The organism is Actinomadura luteofluorescens (assembly GCF_013409365.1).
GTDB lineage: Bacteria > Actinomycetota > Actinomycetes > Streptosporangiales > Streptosporangiaceae > Spirillospora > Spirillospora luteofluorescens.
The window spans coordinates 6310917-6328152 of record NZ_JACCBA010000001.1 but is presented as its reverse complement, the minus strand read 5'-3'; the positions used below and the strand labels follow the sequence as shown (position 1 = coordinate 6328152).

Genomic DNA, 17236 nt, shown 5'->3' with positions numbered 1-17236 from the left:
AGTGCCCTCCCCGCCGCCCGGCCGACAACCTTTGTTGCCATTTCCGGGACGGCCGCAGTGGAATGGGGGCATGCATCACCCACCCGCCATCGCCGACGCGCTCGCCGAGGTCGGCCCGCGCCTCAAGCGGCTGCGCACCGAGCGCAACGTGACACTGGCCGAGCTGTCCGAGGCCACCGGAATCTCGAAGAGCACGCTGTCGCGCCTGGAGTCCGGTCAGCGCCGTCCAAGCCTGGAGCTGCTGCTGCCCATCTCGCACGCCCACCAGGTCCCGCTGGACGAACTGGTGGGCGCCCCCGAGGTCGGCGACCCCCGCGTCCGGCTGACGCCCCGGCGGGTGAACGGCAACACCGTCCTCCCCCTGACACGCCAGCCCGGCCCGATCCAGTCGTACAAGATGGTCCTCCCGGCGGCCCGGCGCGTGCCCGACCTCTGCACCCACGAGGGCTACGAGTGGCTCTACGTGCTTTCGGGACGTCTGCGCCTGGTCCTGGCCGACCACGACCTGATCCTGGGCCCGGGCGAGGTGGCCGAGTTCGACACCCGGCTACCGCACTGGTTCGGCACCACGGGCGAAGGCCCGGTCGAGGTCCTCAGCCTCTTCGGCCGCCAGGGGGAACGCCTCCACGTCCGCGCCAAGCCCCGTCCCCGCCAGGCGCACTGAACATTCCCGCTCAAGGCAGCAGAGCCAGCTTGCCCACGGTGGCCCGCGCCTCCAGTTCCGCGAGCGCCTTGGGCCCCTCGGCCAGCTCGTAGGTGGTGGGCCGGCCGGGGCCGAGCACCCCGGCCGCGAGGAGCGCGGACATCTCCCCCATGACCTCGCCGAAGATCTGCGGTGCGGCCTGGATCAGAGTGCCGATGTTCAGGCCGATCAGGTGGACCTGGTGCTCGTAGACCAGTTCCCAGTTGGTGATCGCGGCTTCGCCGCCGGCCACGCCGTAGACGACGACCCGTCCCGTCACCCGCTTGGCCGCGGCCAGACTGGCGTCGAGGACGGCGCCGCCGACCGACTCCAGCACCAGGTCGGCGCCTGCGCCGCCCGTCAGGCGCAGGACCTCGCCGGCGAGGTCGGTGGCGCGCGAGTCGATGACGTGGTCGGCGCCCAGCGCCAGGACGACCTCGTGCTTGCCGGGCGAGGCGGCGGCGATCACCGTCGCGCCGTAGTGCTTGGCCAGCCTCACCGCGACCTGACCGGTCCCGCCGGCCGCGGCGTGGATCAACACCGTCTGACCTGCTTCGATGCGGCCCAGCGGCTTGAGCGCCGCCAGCGCGGTCGGCCAGTTCACGACCATGCCCAAGGCCTGCTCGTCGCCCCAGCCCACCGGCACGGGAACCGCCGCGGCCGCGGGCAGCACCATGTACTCCGCGAACGCGCCGCCCATGACCCCGACGCCGACGACATGGGTTCCGGGCTCCGGACCGTCCACCCCCTCCCCGAGGGCGACGACCTCGCCCGCGCCCTCGATGCCCGCCACATACGGCGGCTGCGGCCCACCCGCGAACGTGCCGTGGGCCTGCGAGACGTCGACGAAGTTGACTCCGGCGGCGGTGACCCGGACCAGAACCTCGCCGGGGCCGGGGCCCGGTACCGGCGCGTCATCGATCAGCCGCAGGTCCTGGGGGCCGTTCAGCGACGTCTGCCGCAGGGCGCGCATGGTGGCGGGAAGGTTCAACGGTCGGCTCCTATTTGTTTATCGAACGACAAACAAACCGTCCCACGCGCACGAGGCGCCGGTCAAGGTAAAGTTGATCGAACGACAAACAAGTACGGAGACGCATCCCGATGGCTGGTCGCGGCAGGCCGCGCACGTTCGACCCGGACACCGCCCTGCGCCAGGCGCTGGACGTGTTCTGGGAACGGGGCTACGAGGGCACGTCCCTCAAGGACCTGGCCCAGGCCATGGGCATCGCCTCGGCCAGCATCTACGCCTGCTTCGGCAGCAAAGCGGACCTGTTCCGCAAGGTCATGGCGCTCTACGGCACGACCTCGGGCGAACCCCCGAGACGCGCCCTGCGCGAGCAGCCGACCGCCCGCGCCGCGATCCACGCCATGCTGCGCGCCACCGCCGACGAGATCACCCGCTCCGACGCCCCGCACTACTGCATGCTCGTCCTCGCCGCCCCGACCGGCGCCGTGGAGAACCACGAGGTCCGCGAGTTCCTGGCCGGCCTCCGGCACGACATGCTCGCCGCCATCAGGGCCCGCCTGGCCCGCGGCGTGACCGACGGCGACCTCACCGCGTCCCCCACCGACCTCGACGCCCTCGCCCGCTACTACACCACCGTGGTGCAGGGCCTCTCCCTACAAGCCCGCGACGGCGCCACCCGCCCCGACCTGGAATCGATCATCACCCACGCCATGACCGCCTGGCCCACCCCCACAAGGATGGCCGACCAAGACGCCATCGAACTTGGCTCAGCGCCAGCCTGCGGCCGCGGAGAAGGTGGAGCGGTCCCTGCCTGACGAGTTACGGACGCCGTTCCAGCCGGCGGTGCTGCCGGACCCGACGCGACCGCAGAGCGGTGCGGACAGAGGCTGCTCATGACACGGCAACGGGACGAAGCCTCCCGCTTGTACGGCAGTAGGTTGTCGATCATGAAGAAGACCGTGAACGATGCGACGGTGCTCGGCGTGCGGGGCGCCGTCACCTACCGGCTTGCTCGACCTGAGGACGATCAGGCCTTGGCGAAGCTCGATGGGTCGTTCACAACAGATTCCGTGTTCGAAGTGGTCGAAACGGGCGAGGGCTTCACGCTCCGCCAGACTCCCGTGACCCCTCCGATCCACAAGGTCTTCCCAGCCGATGAGGACACCCGGGCCGACCGCGATCCCGAGCTGAGCCAGACGGTGGTCGCCTACAGCGGAGACGAACTGTGCGGGTTCGTGGAGAGCTCCTTCGAACCATGGAACAGGCGCCTGACCATCTGCGACATCGAGGTCGCCCCAGGATGGAGGGGCAGGGGTCTGGGACGAACCTTGATGAGCCACGCCTTCGACTTCGCCGAGGAGCAGGGTGCCGGGCATGTATGGCTTGAAGTCAGCAACATCAACGCCCCCGCGATCGGCGCCTACCTGAAGATGGGCTTCGCCTTCTGCGGGCTGGACACCAGGCTCTACGACGGCACCGAGTCGGCCGGCGAGCAAGCGATCTTCATGGCCCGACAGATCCACTAACCCGCGCCACCCGACTTCTCACCAGCAAAAACTCCGCCACCCCACCAACGAGAGCTCCGTACTCAACACAAGCACCGGCAAGTCCTGGCGAGGCAGAGCAAGCAGCGCTAGGCAAGGCCGAGACACGCGTGGCCGGGCAGGGCGACATGAGGCAGAGCCAAGCGGGGCGGGCGAGGAAAGGCCCGGCGGGGCAACGTGAGGCGAAGCCGAAGCACGCGTTGCCGGGCGGGGGCGGGCGAGGAAAGGCCCGGCGAGGCAGGGCAGGGCAGGGCCGACATACACGCGGCCGGGCGGGGCGATGCTGGGTGAGGCGGGGCGAGGTGGGGGCGAGTGGGGTGGGCGAGGCGCGGACAGGCCTGGCGAGGCAAGGCGGGGCTAAGCCGAAGCACGCGTGGGCGGGCAGGGCGGGGCGGGCTAGCAGGGAGCGGGGCGGGGCGGTTCTCTTGTCGTTGGCCGGGGCGGGTGGTGGGGTGCGCTGAGTGAGGGCACGGGGAAGTGGCCCAGTTGGTCTGGGTGGTGGGGGGTGGGGACGGGGAGGGGGATGGCGCGGGGGGTTGGGTTACGGGGCGCGGGGGTTTGTTGGTGGGGGTGTGGTGAGGGTGATTCGGTGGGGTGGGGGGATCGTTTTGGGTTCTACGGTCCACGGGGTTAGGGGCTTGGTGGCTGGGAGCCTGGAGGCGGCCGGTGGCTGGAGGCGGTAGGTGTAGCGGCCGTTCGGAGTCTTGGTGATGTGGACTCGGTGGGGGTTGGTGGCCTTCCAGCGGTTGTGCCATCCGCAGGTGAGGGTGAGCTGGTCGATGTCTGTGGGCGAGCCGAGCGCCCATCCGTCGACATGGTCGACTTCGCAGAGGGCGCCGGGGACTTCGCAGCCCTGGACGGCGCAGGTGGGGTTGAGGCTTTCCAGGACGCGGCGCTGGCCGGGGGTGGCGAAGCGTTCGGTGCGGCCCAGATACAGGGGGATGCTGCCCTTGCCGAGCAGCAGGGGCGACACCCCGGCTGACAGGGCGATGCGGCGGGCCTGTTCGGCCGGGATCGGGGTTCCGTCGGCGAGGCGGGCGGGGGCATGGCCGCCGGTGAGGGTGTCCAGTTCGCAGATGACGGTGACCTTGGTGGCCTTGTGGCCGCCGGACAGTACGGAGGTGAGGGCGGCCGCGGTGCGTTCGGACAGGTCGCGGTGGTCGTCGGTCCCGGCCGGCTTGGCGAGCGGACCGAGAGTGCCGTCCCAGATGGCGGCGTCTTCGGCGTTGAGCCACCCCTTGATGTAGCGGCCGCCGTCCAGGGATCGGGTGGTGTCGATCCAGGACCGCTCGTAGGCGCGACGAGTGTCGGCGTCGGGGGGCTGTTCGGTGCCGTCTCGCTCGGCGATCACGTCGCGGATACGGCGGCCGAACGAGGCGACCTTCCCGGCGGAGAAGGACTGGTCGACCATGCCGAGCAGGATCTCCTCGGCAGCTTTGCAGTCCTCGTCGTCCAGCCGGGCGACTGCGCCCGCGATGGTGGACGCGTACCCGAACGAGACGGTCCCGGACTCCCATCGACCGGTCAGCTCGGTGAGGCGATGCCGTTGCCGGGACAGGGTGAGGCGCTCTTTGGCACGGGCCTCACGCATGCCCAGGCGGTTGCGCAGCCATGACTGCGTGGAGGGGAAGCCCCACCGCTGCACTTCCCGGCCGGTGTCGACCACGCCGATGAATCCGGCGAGGGCTGCCTCGTGCATATCGGAGGCGGCAGCGAGGGTTTCAGTCAGCTCCATGCAGGCTGGCGCGGAATCCGGCGCGGGGCGCTTGGCGAGTTCAGCCGCGATCGCGGACGCGACGTTCACCAATTCCATGGTGGACGCCGAATCGAGATCGACAACGACTGAACGCATAAGTAGAGCCTATATCGAACCGCTGACCGAACTCTCCCACAACCGCGCATTGCGCGGTCTTACTTCTATCACTGAAGAGATAGACGGAGTCGGCTCACATTCGAATTCGATTCGTGATCCAAATCTCCTGCGAAGAACCCCCTCCCAGGGCCGACGAACTTCCCGCCCGGCCAGGTCCGTCCTCTGTCGCACCCTTGAACGATTGGGCCCTCTCGGAGCGAAAGAGGACAGACCCTCTTGGAGGGGTGGGGTGGCGCGTCGGGCGGGGGCAGGCGGAGCCTGCCCGACGAAACCTGCACCAGGGGCCGCAGAGGCTCCGAAGTCAAGGGTGGGACGAAGTCCCATCGCGTAGCGACGCCGAAGGCGCCCTTGACTTTGGAGGGGCGGCCCCGTACGCAGCGCCACCCCACCCCGGCCGCCCCCTCGAAGAACACACCACGTACGAACACGCCCCCAGCACCCCATGCTCGCCCCCCAAAAGGGAGCGAATGCAGAACGAAAGCACGCCGAATCCCATATGCTGCCGACCCAGAAGACAATAACGATGTTGATCGGGATTCAGCGCCCAACATCCAACGACCTTTTTCCTGCCCGCCTCCACAACCGTGCACATTCCGACCGACGGCGGCCACTTCCATGCTCGACGGTCAAGGATGCAGGAGTCGACACAGCCATTGCACGCCCCGCCCCGCCCCGCCCCGCCCCGCCCCGCCCCGCCCCAACACCTCCCATAAAAGGCACGCCTCGCGAGATCGAATGTCACGCGGCGCGCTATCCCACGAACATCATCAGCGCACCGTCCGAATCAGACATGACTTACGGCAAGACGTCCTCAGTCCAGATCAGGCAGCGGCCCAGATCAGACAGCGATCCAGGTCAGACAGCGATCCAGGTCAGACAGCGGCCCAAATCAGACTGCGGTCCAGCCGGTGGCGGTCACTACCTCGTTTGCGATGTCCGTGACGGTTCGCGCGTCCGTCGTCACTCGTACCGTGTCGGCGGGGGCGTGCTGGTCCAGGAATCGTGCCTTGCGGGCGCTGCCCTGAAGCTCCTGCTCCAGTTCAGAGCCCAACTCCCGGCGCACCAGCCGCTCGCGCGCCGTAGCGTCGGAGGCGGTGAGCAGGACACGGACGATCCGCGTCTCCGTCCCCAGGGCGCGTTCGAACATGCCGTTCACCTCGGGCAGGATGCTCAGGGTGTTGGTGTAGATCAGGCGGCGGTAGCCGCATCGCGCGTAGTTCCCCCACACGGCGGTCAGGTTCCGCTCTGTGATCTCGGCGCGGTCCGGGTCCCCTCCGGCGCCGGATGCACCTGCCCCATGAAGTCCCCATCGATGATCGCGTGCGGGACCCGCGCGGCCCGCAGCAGCGCCGAGACCTCCCACCCCACCGTCGTCTTGCCGACGCCTGCCCGGCCCCCGATGAGCAGCGCCTCTGCTTGGTCCATGCAGGCAGCGTGCCACCGTCCGCAGGTCTCAAGCGATCCGATATTCGAACAAGCAAGGTGATCGACCGGTGGTGAGGTCAGGCGGACAGCGTCTCGCGGGCGGTCATGAGGGCGAAGCCCAGGAGGTTCTCGCCCTGCCAGGAGGCGGGGTGTTCGGCGCGGGGGTCGTCGGCGGTCAGGCCTATGCCCCAGACGCGGTCGAGGGGGCTCGCTTCCACGAGGACGCGGTCGCCGGTGCCGGCGAGGTAGTCGCGAAGATCTTTGTTCTGGGCGAACTTGGCCTCGCTGGCCTTTGTGACAATGGTCACACGATTGTCGCGCCATGTCTGCTCGTCGAAGTCGCGGACGCGGCGGCCGAGGTCTTTCGCGCGGCGGGGATGGGGCGCGGCGAGGATGGCGGCGGCCGTTTCCTCGTCGCCGAAGAGGCGGGCCTTTTCCGCCATCATGTAGTGCTCGGCGGTCGCGTAGGTGACGCCGCCGACGGTGAAGGGGGACGGCCACCACTGGCTGAGGTAGCCGCGACCTGGGGTCTGGTGGCCCCAGAAGAACAGGAACTTCGGGCGCGCACCCTGCTCCTGGAGGCGGATCAGCTCGGCGACGTCCATGGGTGAGAGCGTGCCAGGGACGGCCGTCGCCGTCCATCCCGTTTCCCGCCGGGAATGGATGATCGATTGACGTTGTTATGAGGTTTGCCGCGGCCCGGGATGGGAACCGCGGTCTAGACCATTTTGCGGACCCGGCATCCCGCCGGGACCATCTATTGATCCGGCCCGGCCTTGAACAGGAGGACTGCGGTAACAATGGACAACGCCCTGGCGAACCCCCGGCGGACCAAGATCGACGCGTGGCCCGAATGGCGGCCCGCGGAACCGGACTCCGAGCGTCCCGCGGAGGTCGACGTGTCCGAGGACGAGCTCGCCGCGCATTGACGGCCTCTCAGGCCGATAGATGAGAACCCGCCCGGGGCCCGGGCGGGTTCTTCGCGTCTAGAGGACGTCGACCGCCAGGTCGCGGACGGTCCGCTCGTCCACCTCGACGCCGAGGCCTGGGGCGTCGGGGACGCGGGCGGTGCCGTCGCGGATCTCGACGGTCGGGCCCGCGTACGGGGATTCGATGAACTGGCGGCCGTTGAGGTCGACCGGGGTGTCGACGCCGAAAGCCGAGAAGAGGTGCAGGGACGCGGCGAGGCCGAGGTCGGAGTCGGTGAGGCCGGAGCCCATCAGCGCGACGCCGCAGTCCTCCGCGAGGGCGCACAGGCGGCGGGACAGGGTCAGGCCGCCGGTGCGCTGGACCTTCGCGATGGCGACGTCGACCGCGTCGAGGCGGACGAAGGTCGCCAGGTCGGACGGGTGGCGGAGGCTCTCGTCGAGGGCGACCGGGATCGGGGAGGCGTCGCGGAGGCGTCGCAGGCCGGCGATGTCGTTGGCCGGGAGGGGCTGCTCGAACGCGGTCACGCCGAGGTCCTCCAGGCGGCGCGCCATCGTGATGGCCGAGCGGACGGTGTAGCCCTGGTTCGCGTCCACCCAGAGCGCCGCCTCGTCGCCCGCGTGCAGGCGGACGGCCTCGACGACCTCGGCGTCCTCGGGCCCCAGGCCGATCTTGACCTTGAAGGCACGAAACCCCAGGTCACGGCCTTCGGCGACGCTCTGCGCCACCTCGCCCGGGGAACGGCCGGAGACGATCCAGCCGAGGTCGATCGTCTCCCGGCGGCGCTGGCCCCACATGACGCCCAGCGGGACGCCGGCGGCGCGGCCGAGCAGGTCGTGGAGGGCGACGTCCACGGCGGATTTGGCGAGCGGCGCCCCGATGCTGAAGCCCCGGTTGACGGCGCGGTCGAAGGCGGCCGTCACGCCGTCGAGGTCCCAGGCGGGACGGCCGATGATCGCGGGCGCGAGGTACCGGTCGATGGTGGTGACGATGGACTCGGCGGTCTCGTACGTCCAGGCGGGGATGGGGGTCGCCTCGCCCCAGCCGTGCGCGCCCTCGGCGCTGACCTTGACGAGGACGCGCAGGCTGGGCCGCCCGGCGACGGCGACCGCCCCTCCGGACACCCCGAACGAGCGGTGGGTGGGCAGCGCGACACAGAACGTCTCGATTTTCTCGATCTTCATTTCATGTCTCCCGGGAAGCGGGCGCCCGGGTCAGCCGGGCGGTGCGGTGCTGGCGCGCAGCACCACCTCGCCCGCGACGCGCTCGATGCGGCTGCGGCGGGTGGCGGGCTCGCGCAGGGCCAGGCCCATGACGCGCTCCCCCATCGCGTTCAGCGGCAGCGCGACGGTGGTGAGCGCCGGGGTCAGGTCGCGGACGATCGAGATGTCGTCGAATCCGGCGAGCGACATCTCCTCCGGCACTAACACGCCGTGGTCGCGCAAGGCGGCGAGCGCGCCGACCGCCATCACGTCCGTGACGGCGAACACGCAGGTCGGACGGTTGTCGCGGCTGAGCAGTTCGACCGCCGCCCGGTAGCCGCCGTCGCGGGTGAAGGGGGCCTCGACGATGTGCCCGGGGTCGACGCGGACGCCGGCGTCGGCGAGCGCGTCGGTGAACCCGCCGAGCCGGTCGTGGACGGTCGTGAGGGCGCGGGGGCCGGTCAGCACGCCGAAGCGGCGGTGGCCGAGGTCGAGCAGGGCGCGGGCGAGGGCGGCGGCGCCCTCCCGGTTCTGCGGCAGGATGGCGTCGACCTTGAGGCTGCGGTGCCGGCTGAGGACGGCGACGCGGCCGCCGGTGCGCTGGTAGGGGTCGAGTTCGGCGGCCATCGCCCGCTCCCAGTCGCGGTCCTCGAAGCCGGACCCGATGAGCAGGATCGCGCGGGCCCGCTGGGCGCGCAGCATCGCCACGTACTCGACCTCGCGCGCCGGGTCGCGGAACGTGCTGGCGAGCATCACCAGCATCCCGTGCTCGGCGGCGGTGCGCATGACGCCGCGGGCAATGGCGGCGAAGTAGGGGTCGCTGACGTCGTGGCAGACGACGCCGACGGACTTGCTGGAGGAGCTGGCGAGGGCCTGGGCGTGCGCGTTCGGGGTGTAGCTCAGCTCGGCCGCCGCGGCCAGGACGCGTTCCCGCAGGTCGGCGCGGACCTGCGAGGTCCCGTTCAGGACGCGGGACGCGGTGGCCAGCGAGACGCTCGCCTCCCGCGCGACGTCCTGCAGGGTCACGTACGCCCGGTCGCCGGTGCGCTCCCCTTCGGCCGCTTCCGTCATCCACGCCCCCTCGGCCGGCACGGGCCCTCGCGGCGGGTTCCTGGCGAAGACCCTCTTGACCGCGGCATGTGCCGGTTCTTACGGTACATCAGAAAGCGCTTTCTCAACGCGCTTTCCGAACCACCCCGTCCGGAGGAACCCATGGTGAGTCAGGGTACGACGGCCGCACCGCCCTCGGCGGAGGCGGCCGGCGTCGTGGAACGCGCCAGGCCCGGCGCGGGCGAACGGGTCCGCGACGGCCTGGAACGGTCGTGGCGGCCCGCCGCCCTGCTGGTGGCCTGCTTCGCCGCGTGGTGGGCGATCAGCGCCTTCAAGCTGGTGGAGGCCTACCTCGTCCCCTCGCCCGGCGCGACGCTGCGGCTGATGGGCGACAAGTGGGGCTACATCTGGCACCACACGTGGGTCACCACGTACGAGACCCTGATCGGCTTCGCGCTCGCGGTGCTCATCGGCGTCGCGTCCGCGGTGCTCATGGTGTACTCGGCCACGGTCGAGCGCACGCTCTATCCGATCCTGCTGTTCGCGCAGGTCATCCCGAAGATCGCGATCGCCCCGCTGTTCGTGGTGTGGCTCGGCTTCGGCATCGGCCCCAAGATCGTCGTGGCGGTTCTGATCGCCTTCTTCCCGGTGGTGATCTCGATGGTCGCCGGGCTGAAGGCGGTGGACCCGGAGATGCTCCAGCTGTCGGCCACGATGGGCGCGAGCCCGATGGCCACGTTCACCAAGATCCGGCTGCCGGCGTCGCTCCCGCACCTGTTCTCCGGCCTGAAGGTCGCGGTCACCCTGGCCGTCACCGGCGCCGTGGTCGGCGAGTTCGTCGGCGCGAACGAGGGGCTCGGCTACGTGATCCTGCAGGCCAACGGCAATCTCGACACCCCGATGCTGTTCGCCGGGCTGCTGGTCATGTCGGCCATCGGCGTCGTGCTGTTCGTCGTCGTGGAGGTCGCGGAGAAGCTGCTGCTGCCGTGGCACGCCAGCCGCCGCGGCGAGGCCGTCACCACCACCTACTGACGGCGCCTCCCGGCAGACGCACGCCCCCCGCCACCCGAACCGCCCGCCCGGAATCTCCCGGACGGGACGTCCCGACAGACCAACGGCCGAGAACAACCCACCCCTTTACGGAGGGCCGTCCTATGAAACTCCGCACCCTCGCCATCGCCGTCATGGCGCCGGCACTCGCACTCACCGGCGCCGCCTGCGGCGGTGACTCCGGCGAGACCACGAGCGCCTCGGGCAAGAAGCTCACCAAGGTCACGCTGACCCTGAACTGGTACCCCTACGGCGAGCACGCGCCGTTCTACTACGGCAAGAAGAAGGGCATCTTCGAGAAGCACGGCATCGACCTGGAGATCAAGGCGGGCCAGGGCTCGCAGAAGACCGTCCAGGCCACCGGCGCCGGCCAGACCGACTTCGGCTGGGCCGACACGCCCGCGCTGCTCGCCGCCGTCGACAAGGGGATGCCGGTCAAGAGCATCGGCGTGTTCCTGCAGACGACGCCCGCGTCCGTGCAGTCGTTCACCTCGGCCGGGATCAAGAAGCCCGCCGACCTGAAGGGCAAGAAGATCGCCGGGACGGCAGGGGACGCGCTGGCGCGCACCTTCCCGGTGTTCCTGCAGAAGAACGGGATGAGCGCGAGCGACGTCCCCGTCCAGAACACCGACCCGGCCGGGAAGATGGCCGCGGTGCTCGCCGGCAAGACCCAGGGGCTCATGGGCTTCGCGAACGACCAGGGCCCGACGATGGCCGCCAAGTCCGGCAAGGAGGTCTCGTACCTGCGGTACTCCGACTTCGGGCTGAACTTCTTCTCCAACGGCCTGCTGGCGGGCGAGCGGAAGCTGAAGAGCGACGCGAAGCTGGTCAAGGAGATGGTCGCCGCCACGAGCGAGTCGTGGACGGCCGCGGAGTCCGACCAGGCGGGCGCCGTCGCGAGCATGGCGGGCGCGTCCGAGCAGCTGCCGCCCGAGAAGGTGCTCACCGAGCAGTTCAAGACCACGCTGACGCTGTTGCACACCCCCGCGACGCAGGGCAAGGCGCCCGGCGTGAACTCCGAGGACGACTGGAAGCAGACGATCTCCACCTTCCAGCAGGCCGGGGTCATCGGGAAGGCGCAGGCGCCGTCGGAGTACTGGCAGTCGTCGGCCGCGCCGCAGACCTGACGGGACGAGCGATGAGGACCATGAGCGAGCAATCCACCGCGAAGCGGGACACCGGCCGGGAGACGGCCGTCAGCCTCGACGAGGTCGCCGTCCGGTTCCGCACCCGCAAGCGCGACGTCACCGCCCTGCGCGAGGTGTCGCTGGACGTCCCGATGGGCGAGTTCGTCGCGATCGTCGGCCCGTCCGGCTGCGGCAAGTCCACGATGCTGAAGCTGGTCGCGGGGCTGCTGAAGCCCTCGACCGGGGACGTGCGGCTGCGCGGCGACAAGGTCTCGGGACCGCGCCACGACATCGGCTACGTGTTCCAGCGGGCCGCGCTGCTGGAATGGCGCAGCGCCCGCAAGAACATCCTGCTGCAGGCGGAGATGCGCAAGATGCCGTCCGAGCAGGCGCGCAAGCGGACCGCCGAGCTGATCGAGATGACGGGCCTGCAGGGCTTCGAGGACGCGCTGCCGCACGAGCTGTCCGGCGGCATGCAGCAGCGGGTCGCGCTGTGCCGGGCGCTGCTGCACGAGCCGCCCGTCCTGCTGATGGACGAGCCGTTCGGCGCGCTCGACGCCCTCACCCGCGAGCAGCTCAACATCGAGATGAACCGGATCTGGCGGGAGACGGGCACGACCGTCCTGCTGGTCACGCACTCCATCGCGGAGGCCGCCTACCTGGCCGACCGCGTCGTGGTGATGACCGACCGGCCCGGGTCGATCGCCGAGATCATCGACGTCGACCTGCCCGCCGAGCGCGACTACGCCGAGACGATGGCCCGCCCGGAGTTCGCCCGCGTCACCAATCGCGTGCGCGGGCTCCTCGGCGCGGGCGGCGCGGCCGACTGACCGGCGCGCTCCGCCAGGCACGCCAGAGGGCGCGCCGCACTCGACACACGACAGGCTAGGAAGGAACGGGATGGCACGCAGGTCCATCGGGATCGTCATGAACGGCGTCACCGGCCGGATGGGGTACCGCCAGCATCTTCTGCGCTCGATCCTCGCGATCAGGGAGCAGGGCGGGGTCCGCACGGCCGAGGGCACCGTGCTGTGGCCGGAGCCGGTGCTCGTCGGACGCAGCGAGGTCAAGCTGCGCGAACTGGCCGAACGCCACGGGCTGACGGCGTGGACGACCGACCTGGCCGAGGCGCTGGCGCGTCCGGACATCGACATCTACTTCGACGCCCAGGTCACCGGCGCGCGGGTCGAGGCGATCCGCGCGGCGGTGGCCGCCGGCAAGCACGTGTACACCGAGAAGCCCCTCGCCGAGGACCTCGGCGAGGCGCTCGCCCTGGCCCGCCTCGCCGAGGAGGCCGGGGTCAAGCACGGCGTGGTGCAGGACAAGCTGTTCCTGCCGGGGCTGCTCAAGCTCAAGCGGCTGGTGGACGGCGGGTTCTTCGGCCGGATCCTCTCGGTGCGCGGCGAGTTCGGGTACTGGGTGTTCGAGGGCGACTGGCAGGAGGCCCAGCGCCCCAGCTGGAACTACCGCGCCGAGGACGGCGGCGGCATCATCCTGGACATGTTCTGCCACTGGCGGTACGTGCTGGACGGGGTGATCGCGCCGGTGCGGTCGGTGCAGGCGCTGGGCGCGACGCACATCGGCGAGCGGGTGGACGAGCACGGCAAGCCCTACGAGGCCACCGCCGACGACGCCGCCTACGGGATCTTCGAGCTGGAGGGCGGGATCGTCGCCCAGATCAACTCCTCGTGGACCACCCGGGTGTTCCGCGACGAGCTGGTGGAGTTCCAGGTCGACGGCACGGAGGGGTCGGCGGTCGCGGGGCTGCGGCGCTGCCGCGTCCAGCACCGCACGATGACGCCGAAGCCGGTGTGGAACCCCGACCTGCCCGCCACCGAGGACTTCCGCTCCCAGTGGCAGGAGATCCCCGACAACACCGAGTTCGACAACGGCTTCAAGGCCCAGTGGGAGATGTTCCTGCGCCACGTCGCCGACGACGGCCCCTTCCCCTGGGACTTCTACGAGGGGGCACGCGGCGTCCAGCTCGCCGAGCTGGGCCTGCGGGCGTGGCGGGAGGGCCGCCGCCTCGACGTCCCGGAGCTGACGAAATGAGGATCGATCTGCCCGGGGCGCCCGGCTACGCGATGAGCGAGCCGCGCACCTACAAGCCGCCCGCCGGGCCCGCCGCGTCGCGCGTCGCGTACGCGGCCGCGCACGTGGTGGCGGGCGGGGACTCGCTTGACTGGGACGCGACGCTGGCTTTCCGCCGCCACCTGTGGTCCTACGGGCTGGGCGTCGCCGAGGCGATGGACACCGCCCAGCGCGGCATGGGCCTGGACTGGCCGACGACCCGCGAGCTCATCGTGCGGAGCGGTGAGGAAGCGCTTTCAGCAGGGGGCCGCATCGTCTGCGGGGCGGGCACCGACCAGCTGCCCGCCGGGCCCGCGTCGCTGGAGGAGATCGCCGCCGCCTACGAGGAGCAGCTCGCCGTCATCGAGTCCGTCGGCGCGGTGCCGGTGCTGATGGCGAGCCGGCACCTGGCCGCCGCGGCGAGCGGCCCGGAGGACTACGCCGCCGTGTACGGGCGGCTGCTGGCCCAGGTCAGGCGGCCGGTCGTGCTGCACTGGCTGGGCCCGATGTTCGACCCGGCACTGGAGGGCTACTGGGGCTCGTCCGACCTGGACGTGGCGTCCGGCGCCCTGCTCGCCCTGATCGAGGAGCACGCGTCCCGGATCGACGGGGTGAAGATCTCGCTGCTCGACGCGGGGCGGGAGATCGACCTGCGCCGCCGGCTGCCGTCCGGCGTCCGCCTCTACACCGGGGACGACTTCAACTATCCGGAGCTGATCCGGGGTGACTCCGAGGGGCACAGCGACGCGCTGCTCGGCGTCTTCGACCCCATCGCGCCCGCCGCCGCGGCCGCCCTGCACGCGCTGGACGGCGGCGACACCGCGTCCTACGAGGAGATCTTCGGCCCGACGGTGCCGCTGGCCCGGCACCTCTTCGAGACCCCCACCTACTACTACAAGACGGGTGTGGTGTTCCTGGCCTGGCTGACGGACCACCAGCGGCACTTCCGGATGGTCGGCGGGCTGGAGACCGCGCGTTCCGTGACGCACATGTCCGGCCTCTTCCAGCTCGCCGACGCCGCCGGCCTCTTCCCCGACCCGGACCTCGCGGCGCACCGGATGCGCGCCTGGCTGACCGTCCAGGGGGCCGCGTGACGAGGTTCAGCCTCAACCAGTGGACGACCAGGCACTGGCCCCTGGAGGAACTCGCCGCCGGATGCGCGTCCGCCGGGGTGACGGCGGTCGGGCTGTGGCGGGAGCCCGTCGCCGAGTACGGCCTGGCCCGCACGGGCAAGCTCATGCGCGACCACGGGCTGGCGGTCACGTCCCTGTGCCGGGGCGGCTTCTTCCAGGAGCCGGACGCGCTGGAGAACAACCGCCGCGCCGTCGAGGAGGCGGCCGAGCTGGGCGCGCCCGCCCTGTGCCTGGTCAGCGGCGGCCTGCCGGACGGGTCCCGCGACCTGGACGGGGCGCGCTCGCGCGTCGCCGACGTCCTGGCCGAGCTCGCGCCCTACGCGGGCGAGCACGGCGTCCAGCTCGCGATCGAGCCGCTGCACCCGATGTTCTGCTCGGACCGCTGCGTCGTCTCCACCCTCGGGCAGGCGCTCGACCTGGCGGCGCCGTTCCCGTCCGCCCAGGTGGGCGTCATGGTCGACACCTACCACCTGTGGTGGGACCCGGCCGTGTGGGACGGCATCGCCCGCGCGGGCGCCGAGGGCCGCATCTCGCTGTTCCAGGTCGCCGACTGGGTCACGCCGCTGCCCGCGGGCGTCCTCACCGGACGCGGCATGCTCGGCGACGGGCGCGTCGAGCTGCGCCGGTTCCGCGAGGCCGTGGACGCCACCGGCTACACCGGCCCGATCGAGGTGGAGATCTTCAACGACGCGCTCTGGGCCATGCCGGGCCCCGAGGCCCTCGCACTCACGATGGCCCGCTTCGAGGAGCACGTCCTCGAGGAGCACGCCCCCGCGGAGCACGGGGCGTGACGTCCGCTCCGGCGCGCCCGCGCACGTCCGGGTCCGGCGGCGGCCGGACGTGGCGGGCGGCGTCCGGGGCGTGGCTCGGGATCGGGACGGCGCCGGGCGCGCTCGTCCTCGGGGCGCAGGTCGGCGGGCGGCACGGCGGCGCGCTGCCCGTCCCGGTCCTGGTCGTCGGCGGGGCCGTCATGGCCGCGCTGCTCGCCGCGCAGGGGCGTCTCGGCCTGCGGGAGCCCGCCGGGGAGAACGCCGGCATGGCCGAGCTCGCGCCCCGCTACCTGGCCCCGGTCGCCGAGCGGGCCTTCACCGCGCTGCTCGCGGTCGCGATGGCCGGCTGGTTCGGGTTCAACGTCGGCCTCGGCGGGGCGGCCGCCGCGGCGCTCGGCGGCGTCCCGGACGCGGTCGGGGTCGCGGCGCTGACCGTCCCCACGGCCGCGGTGCTGGTCGCGGGCGGCGGGCGGTGGAACGCGGTCGCGGTCGCCACCACCCTCACCGCGGTCGCGCTGATCGGCATCGTCGCGGTGAAGCTGGCGCCGCCCGCCTCACCGGTCTCGTTCGCGCGGGACGGGCCGCCCGGCGTCCTCGCCGCGGATCTCGCCGGCTACATCGGGTACGTGTCGGTGTTCGCCGTGCGGGCCCCCGACTTCACCGTCGGCCTGCGCGGCCGCCGCGACCTCGCGGCGTGCGTCGCCCTGCTCGTCGTCCCGGCCCTGGCCGCCTCCGTCGTCGGCGCCGGGGTCGCGGCGGCCAGCGGCTCCACCGACGTGGTCGCCGTCCTCGCCGGTCCGGACGGCCTTCACGCCGCGAACCTGTTCGTCGCCGCCTCGGTCATAGCCCCGACCCTGGCCGCCGTCCACTCCGGCGCCCTCGCCATAGACCGCTTCCTCCCCCGCCCACCAACCCCCGCAGGTGACGCCACACCGGCACGGGACGCCGCTCCCGCACGGGACACCACGCCCGCACGGGGTGCTATCCCCGCAGGTGACGCCGTTGGTGCGGCGGGTGGGCGGTCCGTGGGCGGGGGCGGCGGTTCGGGCCTGCGGTGGGGGGTGCGGGTGGAGGGGCGGCGGGTTGTGGCGGTGTTGGCGATCGCTCTGCCCGGGGCGGTGCTGGCGGTGCTGCGGGTCGACCGGATGCTGCTCGAATGGCTGACGGTGCTGGCGGCGGCGCTGCCGGCGCTCGTCCCGCCGATGGCGGCGGAGTTCGGGCGGAGGCGGCGCGGGCGCGCGGGACGGCCCGTGGCGACGTGGATCTGGGCGCCCGGCGCGGCCGTGGCCGTGGCGCTGACCCTGGCCGGGCATGCGGCCGCCGCACCCGCCGGGCTCGTCGTCTCCGCGGTCGCGACGCTGGTCCACGCGTGGTTCCGCCGCGAACGGTCGTGACGAGATGTCCACATCCGGCTGG

General features: G+C 71.6%; 18 protein-coding genes. 11 read left to right on the top strand and 7 right to left on the bottom strand.

Going from position 1 to position 17236, the window contains the following annotated elements:
- The first annotated feature begins 70 nt into the window (after positions 1-70).
- Positions 71-664 carry a helix-turn-helix domain-containing protein gene (locus tag BJY14_RS29520; RefSeq protein ID WP_179846590.1) on the top strand — a complete coding sequence of 198 codons (594 nt, stop codon included), beginning with the start codon at positions 71-73 and terminating at the stop codon, positions 662-664.
- Between the two features lie 10 nt (positions 665-674).
- On the opposite strand, the gene BJY14_RS29515 is transcribed toward BJY14_RS29520, so the two are convergent.
- Complete coding sequence (locus BJY14_RS29515; RefSeq protein WP_246396155.1) at positions 675-1673, bottom strand: NADPH:quinone oxidoreductase family protein; 999 nt, start codon at positions 1671-1673, stop codon at positions 675-677.
- Positions 1674-1783: 110 nt separating this feature from the next.
- On the opposite strand from BJY14_RS29515, the gene BJY14_RS29510 reads away from it, so the two are divergent.
- Positions 1784-2464, top strand: a complete 681-nt coding sequence (locus BJY14_RS29510; RefSeq protein ID WP_179846589.1) for a TetR/AcrR family transcriptional regulator — start codon at positions 1784-1786, stop codon at positions 2462-2464.
- A 132-nt stretch (positions 2465-2596) separates the two neighbouring features.
- Positions 2597-3175 (top strand): GNAT family N-acetyltransferase, encoded by a 579-nt coding sequence (locus BJY14_RS29505; protein WP_179846588.1) that lies wholly within the window; start codon positions 2597-2599, stop codon positions 3173-3175.
- Positions 3176-3734: 559 nt separating this feature from the next.
- Here the strand turns inward: BJY14_RS29505 and BJY14_RS29500 are convergent.
- The 4 genes from BJY14_RS29500 to ybiA form a co-directional block, all read right to left on the bottom strand.
- Positions 3735-5045, bottom strand: a complete 1311-nt coding sequence (locus BJY14_RS29500) for an HNH endonuclease signature motif containing protein (protein WP_179846587.1) — start codon at positions 5043-5045, stop codon at positions 3735-3737.
- Positions 5046-5955: 910 nt separating this feature from the next.
- Positions 5956-6294: a hypothetical protein gene (locus BJY14_RS44580; RefSeq protein ID WP_218905631.1), complete on the bottom strand. Its 339-nt coding sequence runs from the start codon at positions 6292-6294 to the stop codon at positions 5956-5958.
- Positions 6295-6299: 5 nt separating this feature from the next.
- Positions 6300-6491: a nucleoside/nucleotide kinase family protein gene (locus BJY14_RS44575; protein ID WP_218905630.1), complete on the bottom strand. Its 192-nt coding sequence runs from the start codon at positions 6489-6491 to the stop codon at positions 6300-6302.
- Positions 6492-6568: 77 nt separating this feature from the next.
- The gene (gene ybiA / locus BJY14_RS29490) at positions 6569-7096 is read right to left on the bottom strand and encodes a riboflavin biosynthesis intermediates N-glycosidase (RefSeq protein WP_179846586.1); all 528 of its coding nucleotides are present in this window, start codon (positions 7094-7096) and stop codon (positions 6569-6571) included.
- Positions 7097-7291: 195 nt separating this feature from the next.
- On the opposite strand from ybiA, the gene BJY14_RS46755 reads away from it, so the two are divergent.
- Positions 7292-7420, top strand: a complete 129-nt coding sequence (locus tag BJY14_RS46755) for a hypothetical protein (protein ID WP_281382140.1) — start codon at positions 7292-7294, stop codon at positions 7418-7420.
- A gap of 57 nt (positions 7421-7477) precedes the next feature.
- Here the strand turns inward: BJY14_RS46755 and BJY14_RS29485 are convergent, their stop codons facing one another.
- Positions 7478-8602 (bottom strand): mandelate racemase/muconate lactonizing enzyme family protein, encoded by a 1125-nt coding sequence (locus BJY14_RS29485; RefSeq protein ID WP_179846585.1) that lies wholly within the window; start codon positions 8600-8602, stop codon positions 7478-7480.
- A gap of 30 nt (positions 8603-8632) precedes the next feature.
- Complete coding sequence (locus tag BJY14_RS29480) at positions 8633-9691, bottom strand: LacI family DNA-binding transcriptional regulator (protein WP_179846584.1); 1059 nt, start codon at positions 9689-9691, stop codon at positions 8633-8635.
- A gap of 141 nt (positions 9692-9832) precedes the next feature.
- Here BJY14_RS29480 and BJY14_RS29475 point away from each other — a divergent pair, with 141 nt between their 5' ends.
- The 7 genes from BJY14_RS29475 to BJY14_RS29445 all read left to right on the top strand — a co-directional run bounded on the left by BJY14_RS29475 (position 9833) and on the right by BJY14_RS29445 (position 17214).
- Positions 9833-10702, top strand: coding sequence for an ABC transporter permease (locus tag BJY14_RS29475; RefSeq protein WP_179846583.1), 870 nt, complete (start codon positions 9833-9835; stop codon positions 10700-10702).
- Between the two features lie 122 nt (positions 10703-10824).
- Positions 10825-11847 carry an ABC transporter substrate-binding protein gene (locus tag BJY14_RS29470; protein WP_179846582.1) on the top strand — a complete coding sequence of 341 codons (1023 nt, stop codon included), beginning with the start codon at positions 10825-10827 and terminating at the stop codon, positions 11845-11847.
- A gap of 20 nt (positions 11848-11867) precedes the next feature.
- A complete protein-coding gene (locus BJY14_RS29465; RefSeq protein WP_246396154.1) occupies positions 11868-12677 on the top strand; it encodes an ABC transporter ATP-binding protein in 810 nt (269 codons plus the stop codon).
- Between the two features lie 70 nt (positions 12678-12747).
- Entirely contained in the window at positions 12748-13899 is a 1152-nt protein-coding gene (locus BJY14_RS29460) for a Gfo/Idh/MocA family protein (RefSeq protein ID WP_179846580.1), read from the top strand.
- Positions 13896-15011, top strand: coding sequence for a dihydrodipicolinate synthase family protein (locus BJY14_RS29455; RefSeq protein ID WP_179846579.1), 1116 nt, complete (start codon positions 13896-13898; stop codon positions 15009-15011). Before BJY14_RS29460 ends, BJY14_RS29455 begins: the two co-directional genes overlap by 4 nt.
- Positions 15008-15841, top strand: a complete 834-nt coding sequence (locus BJY14_RS29450) for a sugar phosphate isomerase/epimerase family protein (protein ID WP_179846578.1) — start codon at positions 15008-15010, stop codon at positions 15839-15841. The genes BJY14_RS29455 and BJY14_RS29450 overlap by 4 nt, the downstream gene beginning before the upstream one ends.
- The gene (locus BJY14_RS29445) at positions 15838-17214 is read left to right on the top strand and encodes an SLC5/6 family protein (protein WP_179846577.1); all 1377 of its coding nucleotides are present in this window, start codon (positions 15838-15840) and stop codon (positions 17212-17214) included. The genes BJY14_RS29450 and BJY14_RS29445 overlap by 4 nt, the downstream gene beginning before the upstream one ends.
- Positions 17215-17236: the final 22 nt, after the last annotated feature.

Excerpts from the sequence above, each read along its gene's own strand:
- BJY14_RS29505 (WP_179846588.1), top strand. The coding sequence starts at position 2,597 with ATGAAGAAGACCGTGAACGATGCGACGGTGCTCGGCGTGCGGGGCGCC.
- BJY14_RS29485 (WP_179846585.1), bottom strand. The coding sequence starts at position 8,602 with ATGAAGATCGAGAAAATCGAGACGTTCTGTGTCGCGCTGCCCACCCAC.
- ybiA (WP_179846586.1), bottom strand. The coding sequence starts at position 7,096 with ATGGACGTCGCCGAGCTGATCCGCCTCCAGGAGCAGGGTGCGCGCCCG.
- BJY14_RS29500 (WP_179846587.1), bottom strand. The coding sequence starts at position 5,045 with ATGCGTTCAGTCGTTGTCGATCTCGATTCGGCGTCCACCATGGAATTG.
- BJY14_RS29520 (WP_179846590.1), top strand. The coding sequence starts at position 71 with ATGCATCACCCACCCGCCATCGCCGACGCGCTCGCCGAGGTCGGCCCG.
- BJY14_RS29470 (WP_179846582.1), top strand. The coding sequence starts at position 10,825 with ATGAAACTCCGCACCCTCGCCATCGCCGTCATGGCGCCGGCACTCGCA.
- BJY14_RS29460 (WP_179846580.1), top strand. The coding sequence starts at position 12,748 with ATGGCACGCAGGTCCATCGGGATCGTCATGAACGGCGTCACCGGCCGG.
- BJY14_RS44575 (WP_218905630.1), bottom strand. The coding sequence starts at position 6,491 with ATGGACCAAGCAGAGGCGCTGCTCATCGGGGGCCGGGCAGGCGTCGGC.
- BJY14_RS29480 (WP_179846584.1), bottom strand. The coding sequence starts at position 9,691 with ATGACGGAAGCGGCCGAAGGGGAGCGCACCGGCGACCGGGCGTACGTG.
- BJY14_RS29455 (WP_179846579.1), top strand. The coding sequence starts at position 13,896 with ATGAGGATCGATCTGCCCGGGGCGCCCGGCTACGCGATGAGCGAGCCG.
- BJY14_RS29475 (WP_179846583.1), top strand. The coding sequence starts at position 9,833 with ATGGTGAGTCAGGGTACGACGGCCGCACCGCCCTCGGCGGAGGCGGCC.
- BJY14_RS29465 (WP_246396154.1), top strand. The coding sequence starts at position 11,868 with ATGAGCGAGCAATCCACCGCGAAGCGGGACACCGGCCGGGAGACGGCC.
- BJY14_RS46755 (WP_281382140.1), top strand. The coding sequence starts at position 7,292 with ATGGACAACGCCCTGGCGAACCCCCGGCGGACCAAGATCGACGCGTGG.
- BJY14_RS29510 (WP_179846589.1), top strand. The coding sequence starts at position 1,784 with ATGGCTGGTCGCGGCAGGCCGCGCACGTTCGACCCGGACACCGCCCTG.